The organism is Pseudarthrobacter sp. B4EP4b (genome assembly GCF_006680095.1).
In the GTDB taxonomy this organism is placed as follows: Bacteria; Actinomycetota; Actinomycetes; order Actinomycetales; family Micrococcaceae; genus Arthrobacter.
Genome location: NZ_VHIJ01000029.1, coordinates 76982 through 89984, shown reverse-complemented (window position 1 = coordinate 89984; position 13003 = coordinate 76982). Strand labels below are relative to the sequence as shown.

9 protein-coding genes and 1 tRNA gene are annotated in these 13003 nt (G+C 67.0%); 8 read left to right on the top strand and 2 right to left on the bottom strand.

All coding sequences use genetic code 11. The annotated features are described in order from the left end of the window. Positions 1 to 149: 149 nt before the first annotated feature. Positions 150 to 2084, bottom strand: a complete 1935-nt coding sequence (locus tag FNL14_RS10510; protein WP_142059831.1) for an FAD/NAD(P)-binding domain-containing protein — start codon at positions 2082 to 2084, stop codon at positions 150 to 152. 85 nt (positions 2085 to 2169) lie between these two features. On the opposite strand from FNL14_RS10510, the gene FNL14_RS10505 reads away from it, so the two are divergent. From FNL14_RS10505 to FNL14_RS10490, 4 genes are all read left to right on the top strand, one after another. Next, the gene (locus FNL14_RS10505) at positions 2170 to 4413 is read left to right on the top strand and encodes a prolyl oligopeptidase family protein (protein ID WP_142059829.1); all 2244 of its coding nucleotides are present in this window, start codon (positions 2170 to 2172) and stop codon (positions 4411 to 4413) included. After that, complete coding sequence (locus FNL14_RS10500) at positions 4383 to 4943, top strand: GNAT family N-acetyltransferase (protein WP_255470784.1); 561 nt, start codon at positions 4383 to 4385, stop codon at positions 4941 to 4943. The genes FNL14_RS10505 and FNL14_RS10500 overlap by 31 nt, the downstream gene beginning before the upstream one ends. A 95-nt stretch (positions 4944 to 5038) precedes the next feature. Then, a tRNA-Ser gene (locus FNL14_RS10495) sits at positions 5039 to 5126 on the top strand. A 130-nt stretch (positions 5127 to 5256) separates the two neighbouring features. Then, positions 5257 to 6690, top strand: coding sequence for an MFS transporter (locus FNL14_RS10490; RefSeq protein WP_142059827.1), 1434 nt, complete (start codon positions 5257 to 5259; stop codon positions 6688 to 6690). 83 nt (positions 6691 to 6773) lie between these two features. On the opposite strand, the gene FNL14_RS10485 is transcribed toward FNL14_RS10490, so the two are convergent. Next, complete coding sequence (locus FNL14_RS10485; RefSeq protein WP_255470783.1) at positions 6774 to 8999, bottom strand: ATP-dependent DNA helicase RecQ; 2226 nt, start codon at positions 8997 to 8999, stop codon at positions 6774 to 6776. Positions 9000 to 9152: 153 nt separating this feature from the next. Here FNL14_RS10485 and FNL14_RS10480 point away from each other — a divergent pair, with 153 nt between their 5' ends. The 4 genes from FNL14_RS10480 (at position 9153) to FNL14_RS10465 (ending at position 12879) form a co-directional block, all read left to right on the top strand. Then, complete coding sequence (locus FNL14_RS10480; protein ID WP_142059825.1) at positions 9153 to 10571, top strand: phosphomannomutase/phosphoglucomutase; 1419 nt, start codon at positions 9153 to 9155, stop codon at positions 10569 to 10571. Between the two features lie 7 nt (positions 10572 to 10578). Continuing rightward, complete coding sequence (locus FNL14_RS10475) at positions 10579 to 11079, top strand: hypothetical protein (protein ID WP_142059823.1); 501 nt, start codon at positions 10579 to 10581, stop codon at positions 11077 to 11079. Between the two features lie 15 nt (positions 11080 to 11094). Next, on the top strand, positions 11095 to 11544 hold the full coding sequence (locus FNL14_RS10470) for an Rrf2 family transcriptional regulator (protein ID WP_091422173.1): 450 nt from the start codon (positions 11095 to 11097) through the stop codon (positions 11542 to 11544). Positions 11545 to 11718: 174 nt separating this feature from the next. Next, positions 11719 to 12879: a globin domain-containing protein gene (locus tag FNL14_RS10465; protein WP_142059821.1), complete on the top strand. Its 1161-nt coding sequence runs from the start codon at positions 11719 to 11721 to the stop codon at positions 12877 to 12879. Positions 12880 to 13003 lie beyond the last annotated feature (124 nt).

Sequence of the window (13003 nt, the reverse complement as noted above, 5' to 3'; positions counted from 1 at the left end):
CGGGCAAGGCCCGACGAATTGGTCAAAATATTTCTGCCCGGAGTGCCACAGTGTTACAGATCCACGTCCTCACGCAGCCCCGGGTTTTGTCCAGCTATGCGGCCTTGGGAGGCCTCGGACCCTGATCTATCTGCCCAAAAACTCCAGGGTCAGGAGCCCAGGATGGCGCCGGCGATTTCGTCGGCGTCGCGGAGGGTCCGCTGGCCGCTGCGGTAGTTCGGCCCGCCGGGCTGGAAGGCCTCGGCGGCAATAGCGGTCCCCCACTGGACCGAGGAGAGCTGGAGTCCCAGCACGTATAGCCCTTCCGTGACGGAACCATTAGCTGCCAGGGGGCGGTAGGGATGCGGCACAACATCCAGGCCGGTGGACTGCACCGGGGCGCCCTCCACGGTCATCATGAGGCGCGGACGCACCAGCCCGTCCGCCAGCAGCTGCTCCAGGACGGGCGAGTCATTGGCGGAGATCCTGTTGCCTGGCGCCAGTGCCTCCACCATGGTCTTTGCCGTTACCGGGCCATCATGGACCCAGGGCGAGAAGGCGGTGAAGGTGCGGTTGCGGCGGTCCACCGCGAACTTGGGGTCGGGCCCCACGAAGCTCACCACGCCTGCCCTCGCCAGTGCGGCAAGCTGCTCGGCGCGCAGGGCGGGCGGCCCGCTGGCCAGCCCCTCCACGAATGATTCGAACCAGCCACGCAGTCCCGCCACCCAGGATTCGTCGGTGATGCCGCCGTCGGCCACTGCTGTCTTCAGGACAGCGCGCCCGTGGTGGAGTGCCCCAATGGCCATCTTCACGGGGTCGTCCTCGCCGAGCGCGGACCGGCGGGCATCGTCCAGCAGGTAGTCCACGACGGCGGCATCCAGTTCGGCGCGCGAAGCAAACGAGCGTCCGGCCAGGGGGGCGGCGAGCGCCGGCAGGTCCAGCCGGTGCCGGGGGCCCACGTGGACAGCCAGGACGCTCTCCACGCTGTCCTCCCAGTTCACCGCGCTGTGGGCGTGCGGGTGGAGGGCCTCGTCCAGGGCGGCGAGGAAAGCCGCGGAGTCAGGTACGGCGTTGGGCTGCGAGCGCACCAGGGTGGAGTAGTACGCCCAGAGCGCATCCCGGTGCAGGAGCGGCCAGAGGTCATGGTCGAAGGCCGGGCGGATCCCAGCGGTGCGGAAGCGTTCCAGCGCCGCCTCCGTGAAGTACCGCAGCGTGACCGACTCCGGGTAGTAGCCGTTCAGGGCCGCTTTGGCACGATAGGGGGTTCCGCGCCGGGAGGCTGCAATGATGTGCGGTTCCTGGCCCGAGGGCTCGTAGCGGAGCCCCGTGCCGTTGCTGAGGAATTTTCCGCCCCGGCCCTCGGTCAGCTGGACCATGGTGTCGAAGAAGTTCAGGCCCATACCCCTGACCAGCACCGGTTCGCCGGAAGGGATCCGGGACCAGTCCACGTCGGCCGGCACTGCCGGCGGCAAGTACTGCAAGTCCAAGTGCTCCGCGGCAGCCTGCAGCTCCCTCTGCTCCGGGTTCAGCCGGGATGGGATGTGGCCCAGGGCCAGCACCACGGAGCCGGTGTGCAGGGTCGTTCCGGTGGCCAGGCCGACGTCGAACGTTCCGTCCCCCGAGGGGCGCACCGACAAGGCGGTCGTTTCGTGGAAGTCGATGCTGACGCCGTCGGGCAGGTTGCCGGTCAGCTCCTCCACAATGCCGCGGAGGTATCGGCCGTAGAGCGCACGGCTGGGGAAATGGCTGGCCTCCAGGACGGCCAGTTCTGCGAGCTCTTCCTCGCTGAGCGAGGGAGAGGGGTTGCGCCGCTGCCGGGCCCGCCACTGTTCGAAGGTGGTGCCGGCGAGGGGCCGCGCCAGGTCAGGGTCCTCGGGGATCAGGGTGGGATAGAACGACTGTGTGTTCATCAGGAACAGCCGGGACTGCTGCGGCTGCCACACGTGCCCGGGGCCTGCGGGATAGGGATCGACCACATCGATGTGGAGACGCACCGGGCCGGAACCGGCCTGCGCCGCGCAACGGGCCAGCAGGCGTTCCAGGACGCTGGTGCCCCGCGGACCTGCCCCGATGATGGCCGTCCGGATGCTTTGCGTTATTTCCACGGCATCCAGCGTACGGGCTGGAAAGAAACTATGCGCCCGGCGCTTGACTTGCCAGCCGTCTGCCGATGTTGTTTGGATGGGGCGCATGACCACCACTGCAGCTGATCCAGCGCCCGCCCCCGGTTTCGGCAACTCATCCGGCACCGATCCCCAAGGCATCGCGCCCGAGCCCACAGACGAGAACGTCTGGCTTGAGGACATCTACGGCGAGGAACAGCTTGCCTGGGTAAAGGAGCAGAACTCCCGCACGGAGGACCTGCTGGAAGACGCCGACTATGTGCAGCTGGAGGGCAGCATCCTGGAGGTGCTTGACTCCACCGACCGGATCGCCATGGTGGGCAAGCGCGGCGACTGGTACTACAACTTCTGGAAGGACCAGCAGAACCCCAAGGGACTCTGGCGCCGCACCACATGGGAGAGCTACTGCACCGATGCCCCGGAATGGGACGTCCTGCTGGACGTCGACGCCCTCTCCGCTGCTGAAGGCGAAGAATGGGTCTTCCACGGCGCCACCTTCCTCCGTCCGGCCGACGGTGAACCGTACCGGCATGCGCTGCTGGCTTTGTCCCCGGACGGCGGCGACGCCAACCGGTACCGGGAATTCGACGTCGAAACGCGGACCTTCGTGGACCCGGCACAGGGCGGCTTTGACCTGCCGACGGCGAAGGGCAACGTTTCATGGCTGGATGCGGACACGCTGCTGGTCGCCTCCACCGCTGATGGACTTCCGCGGACAGCCTCCTCCTACGCCCGTACCGCCGTCACCCTCAAGCGCGGTGGCTCCCTGCCGGATGCTCCCCGCCTCTTCGAGGTGCCCGAGAACCACATGATGGCCGTGGTTGCGCACGACTCGACGCCTGGCTTCGAACGGACCTTCGCGGTTGACTACATCGATTTCTACAACCGCAGCAACGCCGTGCTGCGGGATGGCTCCTGGGTGGTGATCGATGTTCCCACCGACGTCAACGTCAGCGCCCACCGCGAGTGGCTGCTGTTCCGGCCCCAGCAGGACTGGGCGCTCGACGACGTCACGTATCCGGCCGGTTCGCTCCTCGCTGCGCCGTTTGAGGACTACCTGGCGGGCTCACGCGACGTTTCCGTGCTGTTCACCCCCGACGCCAACACATCCCTGCAGTCCTGGAGCTGGACCCGGAGTTTCCTGCTGTTGAACCTCCTGAAGGACGTCTCCTCCGAGATCCGGGTGCTTGATCCTTCCCGGCCCGGCTCATCAGCGGAGGCGGCCTGGGAGTCTTCGCTGCTTGATGCCTGCCCGCCGCTGCACGACGTCAACGCCTACGCCGTGGACGACGAAGACGAGGCCGACGGCGGTGCGGGCAACGACTTCTGGCTCGTCGCCACGGGCTTCACCACCCCCAGCACGCTGATGCGGGGCACCCTGGAGCGCGCCGCTGACGGGACCAGTGGAGTGGTGAGCCGGCACGCCGTGGTGAAGACGTCGCCGTCGTTCTTTGCCGACGAGAACTATGAAGTGCAGCAGCACTTCGCCGTGTCCGACGACGGCACCCGGGTTCCCTACTTCCAGGTGGCATCGCGGGAGCTGGCACTGGACGGGCAGAACCCGACGCAGCTGTCCGGCTACGGCGGTTTCGAGGTCTCCCGCACTCCCGCCTACAGCGGCACGGTGGGAAGGGCCTGGCTGGAACGCCGCACGTCCCTGTCCGCCGGCACCAACGGGGATGCGCCGCACTCCCGCGGCGGCGTGTACGTGGTGGCGAACATCCGCGGCGGCGGCGAATACGGGCCCTCCTGGCACCGGGCGGCCCTGCAGGAAAACCGGCACAAGGCGTACCAGGACTTCGCAGCCGTAGCCCGGCACCTCATCTCGCGCGGCGTCACCTCACCGGAACGGCTGGGCTGCGTGGGCGGATCCAACGGCGGCCTGCTGGTGGGAAACATGCTGACCCAATACCCGGAGCTCTTTGGGGCAGTCTCCTGCGGCGTGCCGCTGCTGGACATGCGCCGCTACACCAGGCTCTCCGCCGGCCACTCCTGGATCGCCGAGTACGGCGACCCGGACGTGCCGGAGCAGTGGGAGTACATCCGCACGTTCTCCCCGTACCACCTGCTCAAGGACGGGGTGGAGTACCCGGAGACGTTTATCTGGACGGCTACCTCGGACGACAGGGTGGGCCCGGTGCAGGCACGAAAGATGGCTGCCAGGATGCTGGCCATGGGCATCCCCAACGTCTGGTTCCACGAAGCCCTCGAGGGCGGTCACGCCGGAGCGTCAGACAACCGGCAGGCAGCCGCCCTGCAAGCCCGAAGCCAGCATTTCCTGTGGAAGGCGCTAGCTGGCGGGGCCTCGTAGCCTTGGCACTGCTGGTGCGGCGGGCTGCGGCCGGTGACGTGGAGCAGCTGGCGGAGGTCCACGTCCGCTGCTGGCAGGAGACCTACCGCGGCATGCTGTCTGAGGAATTCCTTGCCTCAGTGGATCCTGCAGACCGGCTGCGGCTCTGGCACCATCTGCTGCGAGCCGACCGGCCGGCAGACGCCTGGGTGGCCACCGATGCCGGAACTGTAGTGGGTTTTTCGGGCGTCCGCCGGGAGCCGGGAGCTTCTTTGCACGGGTTCGCGCCGCCGTCGTCCGGGGACCTGGAACTCTGGGGGCTGTACCTGCTGGCGTCGCACCAGGGGCTGGGCCTGGGACGGCGGCTCCTCGAGGCAGCGCTGGACGGAGAGGCAGCGAGCCTGTGGGTGGCGGCGGACAATGCGCAGGCCATCGGTTTTTACGGGCACTTCGGTTTTGCCCCCGACGGGGCCGCCGACGTGATCCCGGAATGGGAAAACCTGCGTGAAATCCGGATGGTACGGCCCGGGCAACCTGTATTTCGCCGGTGAAATTGTCCTTGGCCTGCTGCTTGGGAGTTCCTGGCGGCCCGTTTTGCGCTGGATGGCCGGATCTGCGTATCCTTGGTGGGCTAGGAATAGCAATTGGAGACGTGCCAGAGCGGCCGAATGGGCTTCACTGCTAATGAAGTGTGGGGCACAACTCCACCGGGGGTTCAAATCCCCCCGTCTCCGCGTTTGGCCCCGGTCCTGGACCGGGGCCTTTTGCGTTTCCCCTGGACCGCAAGGCGGGCCGTTGTCTTCCTCCCGTCCGGGGTACGGACACCAGAAGTTCCGCAGGCCGGGGCGGTGGGAGGATGGGCAGATGGCAGCAAGCAACACCGAGGACAGTGCGCCCGGCACCAGCCAGGCATGGAGTCCCCGCCTGGCACTGCTGGTGGCCGCCACGTTCTTTATGGAGTTCCTCGACGGCACCGTCCTCACCACGGCCATCCCGAACATTGCCGCCGACTTCCAGGTGCCGGCCGCGGACGTGAACATCACCATGACGGCCTACCTACTGACGGTTGCCATGGGCATTCCGTTCAGCGGCTGGCTGGCGGAACGGCTCGGCGCGCGCCGGGTTTTCTGCCTGGCCATCGCCATTTTCACCCTTGCTTCGCTGGCGTGTTCACTGAGCCAGGACCTCACCCTGCTGACCCTCAGCCGGGTTGCGCAGGGGTTCGGCGGCGCCATGATGGTTCCGGTGGGCACCCTCCTTGTCCTGCGCGGCACGCCCAAAGCAGACTTGCTCCGCGCTACGGCATTCCTGGTGTGGCCCGGGCTCCTGGCACCTGTTCTTGCTCCGCTGGTGGGTGGGGCCTTGACCACGTATCTGTCCTGGCACTGGATCTTCCTGATCAACCTCCCGCTGGGTGTTGCTGCTTTCATCGCCGCCCTGCGGCTGGTCCCGTCAGTGGCAGGTGACCGGGACCGGCGGCTGGACTGGCTCGGGCTGCTCCTCACCACGCTGGGCGTGGGCGCCGTGGTAGTGGGACTCGAACTGGTGAGCACCCACCCTGAAGCCGCCTGGGCCGCCTTGAGTGCCGGATTGGGCCTGGTATTCCTTACCTGCGCAGTCCTGTGGATGCGCAGGACCCCTCATCCGCTCTTTGATCTCGGGGTATTCCGCACCCGTACGTTCCGGGCCATGGCCACCGGCGGTTTTGCCTACCGCTTGACCATCAGCTCAGTTCCCTTCCTCCTGCCGCTGATGTTCCAGGCAGGTTTCGGCTGGTCCCCGCTGCATGCCGGGGCCATGGTGGCGGCCGTCTTTATCGGCAACATCGGCATCAAGCCGGCCACAACACCGCTGATCCGGCGCTTCGGTTTCCGGGCCATGCTGGTGTTCGCATCGCTCGCTTCAGCGGCGACGTTCGCCCTCTGCGCCCTGCTGACCCCGGACACGCCGCAGCCCCTGACGTTCGCCCTACTGGTCTGCAGCGGCGCCTTCCGCTCCATCGGCTTCTCCGCCTATGCCTCAGTGCAGTACGCGGATATCGCGCCCGCGCAGCTGACGTCCGCGAACTCGGTGTCCGCCACCCTGGTGCAGCTCGCCACCGGTTCAGGCATTGCAGTGGGCGCCCTGCTGATCCGGGTGTTCGACGGGCTCAGCACCTTCCCTGACGACTCCGCCGGGCCCTTCCGCGGGGCTTTCCTCGCCATGACGGTGCTGATGCTCGCAAGCACCGCAGACAGCCTCTTCCTGCCACGCCACGCCGGGGCGGAAGTCAGCCAGCGCAAGGCGCAGCGGGTCTGAACCGGCGGATAACAACAGGCGGGTAACAACAGGCGGCTAACAACAGCCGGCCCTTACCCGGCCCCGGCACATCAGCCCTTGGGTCAGCCCGCCTGGGCCAGCACGAGCGGAAGGACGGCTCCCGCCCCCGCCTGCCGGAGCGCCCGCCCGGCGACCGTCAGGGTCCACCGGCTGTCCGCCAGGTCGTCAATCAGCATCACCGTCTGGCCGTTGAGGCCGCCCAGTGCGGCTTCAAGCTCAGGCCCCGGCACTAAACGGTCCCAAACACCGGCCAGCCTGTAGGCGCTGTTGCCGCCGCGGCCCCCGGTGGGACCGCCGTGTGCGAACTCCAACCCGCCGAGGTAGGGGATCCGCCCGATCTCTGAAATTCCCCGGGCCAGGGATTCCACCAGTTGCGGCTTGCTCCGGGAGGGAATACTGACGATGGCGGCCGGCCTGCCAACGCCGCTCCATCCCGGCGTGCGGCTGTCCCCGGCACCCCACTCCTTCAGGACCTGCACACAGGCCTGAAGCATGCCCGGATCCACCGGCCGGTCCTCAGCTCCCGCGGCAAAGAGCTCCCGCAGTGCGCCACCCCAGCCGAGGTCGGTCAGCCTTGCCAGGACACGGCCTTCCGCGAGCCCCTCCCCCGGCTTGAGCTTTCCCTTGACCGGAACGCCCAGCCGGTCCATACCGCTGGGCCACTGCAAGCGGGCCTCCAGGACGCCGCCTGCGCGGCTGAGCGTCTGGCTGGCGGCCTCCGTAGCCGCCTCCGCGATCTCTGCCGGAAACCACCGGCCGGCGCAGTTGTCGCACCGGCCGCAAGGGGCAGCGGTTTCGTCATCGAGGACGGAGGTGATGTATTCCATCCGGCACCCCGCGGTGTCCTGGTAGATCACCATGGAGTCCTGCTCATCCACACGCGCCTCGGCGATCCGCCGGTACCGCTCGGCGTCATAGACCCAAGGCTGCCCGGTGGCCCGCCACCCGCCGCCCACCCTTTCCACGGCGCCGTCAACAGACAGGACCTTGAGCAGCAGTTCCAGCGGAGTACGCCGGAGGTCCACGCGCGCCTCCAGGGCAACCGTGGAGAGCGCCGTTCCGGCGTCACCCAAGGCGGTGAGGACTGCCGCGGCCTTTTCTTCGGACGGCATGGAAGCAGTGGCAAAGTACTGCCAGATGTCCCGGTCCTCGGCGCCCGGCAGCAGCAGGACGTCGGCGTTGGCGGCACCTCGACCCGCGCGGCCCACCTGCTGGTAGTACGCCACCGGGGACGACGGCGCCCCGAGGTGGACCACAAAACCCAGGTCCGGTTTGTCGAAGCCCATCCCCAGGGCCGAGGTGGCCACCAGGGCTTTGACCTGGTTGTCCTTCAGCAGCTGCTCGGCACGCTCCCTGTCCGCCGGGTCCGTCCGGCCGGTATAGGCCAGCACGTGGTGGCCGGCTTCGGCGAGGAGCCGCGCGGTGTCCTCGGCCGCGGACACGGTAAGGGTATAGATAATGCCGCTGCCGGGAAGATCAGCCAGGTGTGTCAGCAGCCAGCCCAGTCGTTGCTTCGAGTCCGGCAAAGACAGGACACCCATCCGCAGGGAGTCACGTCCCAGGGAACCGCGGATGGTGAGCACCCCGTCCCCCAGCTGCTCCTCGATGTCATGGACCACCCGTGAGTTGGCCGTGGCCGTAGTGGCCAGCACCGGAACGGAATCCGGTAGTTGGGTGATCAGGTCCGCGATGCGGCGGTAGTCAGGGCGGAAGTCGTGGCCCCAGTCGGAAATGCAGTGCGCTTCATCGATCACCAGCAGGCCCGTGCGGCGGATCAGCTCCGGCAGCTGGGTTTCGCGGAAAGAGGGATTGGTGAGCCGTTCAGGGGAGACCAGCAGGACATCCACCTGGTCTGCGGCGAGCTGTTCACGAACACTGTCCCACTCCAGCTGGTTGGCGGAGTTGATGGCAACGGCACGCACCCCGGCGCGGGCGGCGGCGGCCACCTGGTCCCGCATCAGTGCCAGGAGCGGCGAGACAATAAGCGTGGGCCCGGCTCCGCGGCGGCGCAGCAGCAGGGACGCCACAAAGTAGACGGCCGATTTGCCCCAGCCGGTGCGTTGGACCACCAAAGCCCTCCGGCCGCCGTCCACCAGCGCCTCGATGGCCTCGAACTGTCCCTCATGGAAGGCAGCTTCCGGATGCCCCACGAGCTCGCGGAGGACCGCCAGTGCTTCGCCGGAGGTTGAGGAAGCACAAACGGGGGCGCCGGACGGTGCAGCGCCCGGCAAGCCGTCAAAATCCGGGGCAGGCTCTGAAGTTGCTGTTGCGTACTGGTTATCGACCATTGATTCAGTATCCCAGCCGCCCCTGACACCCGGCGCCGGGCAAGGGCGCTATGTGGAAATACGGGGCTGCGGCACCTCCCGGAGCCAGCGTCACATACAGCGGCTCGACCGGCCCTCCACAGGGACCTCCACCGTCCACGTAAGATAAAGCCCGTGACTAGCGAACAGACAGCGACTTTTGACCTCTCGGCATCCTTCAAGGCGTACGACGTCCGCGGCATCGTGGGCGAGTCGATCACGGCCGAAATCGTCGAAGCCGTGGGGGCCGCGTTTGTGGACATCCTGCAGCTCCAGGGACAGACCATCCTGGTGGGCGGCGACATGCGCCCTTCGTCCCCCGAGTTCAGCAAGGCGTTCGCCAATGGTGCAGCAGCCCGCGGCGCCGACGTCGAACTCCTGGACCTGATCTCCACCGATGAGCTCTACTTCGCCTGCGGTTTCTACAACCGTGCCGGTGCCACCTTCACAGCCAGCCACAACCCCGCCGGCTACAACGGCATCAAGATGTCCAAAGCCGGCGCCGTGCCCATCTCCTCCGAAACCGGCCTCAAGGACGTCCAGGCGCTCGCCGAGCAGTACCTCAACACCGGCTCCATCCCCGCCGTTGAACAGCGCGGCCAGATCAGCGTCCGCGACGTCCTCAAGGACTATGCCGAGTACCTGCGCAAGCTGGTGGACCTGTCCGGCTCACGCCCCCTGAAAGTAGTGGTGGACGCAGGCAACGGCATGGCCGGCCTGACCACCCCGGCAGTCCTGGGCGACGCCCTGCTCCCCAAGCTGCCCCTGGACATCGTTCCCCTGTACTTCGAGCTTGACGGCTCCTTCCCCAACCACCCCGCCAACCCGCTGGAGCCGGAGAACCTCCGCGACCTGCAGGCAGCAGTGGTGCGTCACGGCGCAGATATCGGCCTGGCCTTCGACGGCGACGCCGACCGCTGCTTCGTCATCGACGAGAAGGGTGAGCCCGTCTCGCCGTCGGCCATAACGGGAATGGTGGCCCGGCGCGAAATTGCCCGCGCCAAGGCCCTGGGCGAAACAACCCCCACAATCATCCACAACCTCCTCACCTCCCGCGCTGTGGCGGAACTGGTGGAGCACGACGGCGGCCGGCCAGTCCGCACGCGCGTCGGCCATTCCTTCATCAAGGCAGTCATGGCAGAGGAAGGAGCGGTGTTCGGCGGAGAGCACTCAGCCCACTTCTACTTCCGTGACTTCTGGAACGCGGACACAGGCATGCTGGCCGCAATGCACGTCCTGGCAGCCCTCGGCGAGCAGGACGGGCCGTTGTCCGAGCTGGGCCGCGAGTACGAACCGTACGTCTCATCCGGTGAAATCAACTCCGAAGTCGAAGACAAGGCGGCAGCCGTGGAGCGGGTACGGCTCGCATTCGAGGGCGAAGACCTCACCATCGACACAATGGACGGCAGCACGTTCACGGCCAACGACGGCAGCTACTGGTTCAACCTGCGTCCGTCCAATACCGAACCGTTCCTCCGGCTCAACGTCGAGGCCACGGGCCGCTCCACCATGGAGCGGATCCGCGACCACGTCCTCTCGATCGTCCGGGCCTAGCCTCCGCATGGCCGAGGACAAAGGACTGGAGGCCGCACCAGGTACCGGAGGGCAGGCATCCTGGCGCGACTCCGTCCCGGAAAGCACTGCTACGGACCTTGAGAACCTCTTGGGTACGGGTATCAGCGCCGCCCAGGAGCAGCTCCAGCGCAACGGGGGCTTCCTGCCCTTCGCCCTGACGGTGCAGACCGACGGCGAAGTCCGCATGGTTGCCGTCTCGCCGGCGGACGCTGAAGAGGGTTCCGACGGCGACTTCGACGCCGACGGCATGATCAGCGACCTCACCGCGCTGCTGCGGCAGAACCGGGAAGATTTCCGGGCTGCCGCGGTAGTCTGCGACATCCTCCTGGTGGAGGAAGAGTCAGACGCCATCCATGTTGCCACCGAGCACCGCGACGGCCAGGTCTTCGCGGCCGTGCTGCCGTACTCCCCCGATGCCGGGAACCGGACGTGGGAGTTCGGCGAACTTGCGGCAGACGCCAGCGAGCCCACCATCTGGGTGGACTAGACCGGGACGTGGCCCATGAAAATCAACGCTTTTGCCGACGTGAGCCTGCGGGCCCTCATGGTGCTGGCCGCCGCTCCCCGCGGCACCCTGCTCACCACACAAAACGTTGCCGACAGTGTGGGGACGCCCTATAACCACGTCAGCAAGGCGATGGCAAAGCTTCGGAACCTCGGGCTGATCGAGGTGGAGCGGGGCCGGACCGGCGGTTCCCGGCTGAGCCATGCCGGACGGATTGCAACGGTGGGACAGATACTCCGGCAACTCGATACCCGGACGGATGCCGCCGAGTGCGTGGCTCCGGGCGGCGATTGCCCCCTGATCAATGAGTGCAAGCTCCGCTCCGCCCTGTCGCGGGCCCGCGAAGCCTTCTACCGCGAACTCGACAACGTGGTAATCGCGGACCTTCCCGTGTCCCGGCAAATGGACCCCGTCTTCGAAATGATCGGCCTCCGGCCCGGGCTGTAAGCCGCGGGTCCACAGGCTGCCGCGACCCGGAATCTTCCATATGTCGCGACCCGCCCGAGTGATTTGATTGCAACTTCTACAGGGTGTAGAACTTGGGATATGAATACACGCATTTTGAATGCTGGTATTCGCTAAGGCCGGACGAAGGCCCCGGCCGCTACCTCAGGAGTTCCTATGCTCTCGGACAAATCCCGCCCTGTCATCGAGGCCACGCTGCCGCTCGTTGGTTCCCGCATCGGCGCCATCACGCCCAAGTTCTACCAGCGGCTCTTCGCCGCGCACCCCGAACTCCTGAATGGGGTTTTCAGCCGCTCCAACCAGCGCTCGGGCAACCAGCAGCAGGCGCTGGCGGGCAGCATCGCGGCCTTCGCCACGCACCTCGTCAACAACCCCGGAACCCTCCCCGAAACGGTCCTGTCCCGCATCGCCCACAGGCACGCTTCACTGGGCATTACGGAGCCGCAGTACCAAGTGGTCTACGAGCACCTGTTCGCGGCCATCGCCGACGACCTGGCGGACGTCATCACGCCCGAAATCGCAGAAGCCTGGACGGAGGTGTACTGGCTGATGGCAGACGCATTGATCAAGCTTGAGAGGGCGCTGTACGCAGGCCAGGCCAACGACAAGATGTGGATGCCCTGGCGGGTGGCCGCGAAAACTCCCGCTGGTGCCGGGTCCATGACATTCACTCTTGAACCGGCAGACGAAACCCCGGTGACGCCGGCCCTTCCAGGCCAGTACATCAGCGTCAAGGTGGTCCTGCCGGAAGGCCTCCGCCAGGTGCGCCAGTACTCCTTGTCCGGCGAGGCCGGCACCAGCCGCAGCTTCACCACCAAACTGGACGACGGCGGCGAAGTCTCACCAGTACTGCACAACAACGTACAGGTTGGCGACATCCTGGAGATTTCCAACCCCTACGGTGAAATCACCCTCAAGGACGGGGAAGGTCCGGTGGTGCTCGCTTCCGCCGGTATCGGCTGCACCCCCACCGCCTCGATCCTGCGCTCACTGGCAGAGGCCGGCTCCGACCGGCAGGTACTGGTGCTCCATGCGGAAAGCTCGCTGGAGAACTGGGCGCTGCGCAGCCAGATGACGGACGACGTCGAGCGCCTGGACGGAGCCGAGTTGCAGCTGTGGCTGGAACAGCCTCAGGCGGGCGCGCGGGAAGGCTTTATGTCGCTGCGTGAGGTCGACCTGCCGGCCAACGCATCCCTGTACCTGTGCGGCCCGCTGCCCTTTATGAAGAACATCCGCAACGAGGCCATCGACGCCGGCATTCCCGCCACGCAGATCCACTACGAGGTGTTCGGCCCGGACATCTGGCTGGCCGGCTGAGTCCCCACAACCTCCCTAGCTGGGCCCACGCTACCGAGGGGCCCCAATCGAGCTTGCGAGATTGGGGAGGTAGCGGGGAACGACGGCGGCCCCCCACCGTTGCTGGAAAGGTGCGGGGCCGCCG

Excerpts from the sequence above, each read along its gene's own strand:
- FNL14_RS10465 (WP_142059821.1), top strand. The coding sequence starts at position 11,719 with ATGCTCTCGGACAAATCCCGCCCTGTCATCGAGGCCACGCTGCCGCTC.
- FNL14_RS10490 (WP_142059827.1), top strand. The coding sequence starts at position 5,257 with ATGGCAGCAAGCAACACCGAGGACAGTGCGCCCGGCACCAGCCAGGCA.
- FNL14_RS10470 (WP_091422173.1), top strand. The coding sequence starts at position 11,095 with ATGAAAATCAACGCTTTTGCCGACGTGAGCCTGCGGGCCCTCATGGTG.
- FNL14_RS10505 (WP_142059829.1), top strand. The coding sequence starts at position 2,170 with ATGACCACCACTGCAGCTGATCCAGCGCCCGCCCCCGGTTTCGGCAAC.
- FNL14_RS10485 (WP_255470783.1), bottom strand. The coding sequence starts at position 8,999 with ATGGTCGATAACCAGTACGCAACAGCAACTTCAGAGCCTGCCCCGGAT.
- FNL14_RS10475 (WP_142059823.1), top strand. The coding sequence starts at position 10,579 with ATGGCCGAGGACAAAGGACTGGAGGCCGCACCAGGTACCGGAGGGCAG.